Genomic DNA, 535 nt, shown 5'->3' with positions numbered 1-535 from the left:
TCCGCATCTGGGTTTGGTCGACGACGTCCGCGCGGTCGAGCAGCTGCGGGCAGAACAGCCGGTCACCCCCAACCGAATCGGGTCCGACCAGATCGTGGCCCATGGTGTCGATCGAGGCGGTGCCGGACTGCTCCCGGAGGATCTGTATGCCCTCGGGGAGGGGCTGGGGTTCACCACCGCGGTGACGTGGTCGACGCAAACAGGGTGTATGGACGCGGTGTTCGTGGACGCTACGCTCGCGCGGGGTAAACAGTTCACCGATGTGTTCCTGGCCTCGGCGCTGGCGCAGGACCCTACCCGCTCTACCAACAATCCGCAGGCGAGCTTGCTGCTGGCGGATGTGCGCCGCTTCGCGGCCGACCGGCTGCCGGAGTTCATGGTCCCGGCTGCGGTGGTATCGGTCGAGGCGATGCCGTTGTCCCCGAACGGGAAACTCGACCGTGCGGCGTTACCGGACCCGGAATTCGTGTCCGGGGTGGGGTATCGGGCGCCGCGCACGGAGCGCGAACAGGTGTTGGCGGAGCTGTTCGGGGAC

General features: G+C 67.7%; 1 protein-coding gene. It reads left to right on the top strand.

The window, feature by feature from the left end:
* On the top strand, nt 1–535 hold a 535-nt coding region (locus ACX4ZE_RS23010), incomplete at both ends, for a hypothetical protein (RefSeq protein WP_480275554.1).

The sequence above is a fragment of the Nocardia sp. TBRC8007 genome, from assembly GCF_056629435.1.
This window is presented reverse-complemented; position numbering and strand designations above follow the sequence as displayed.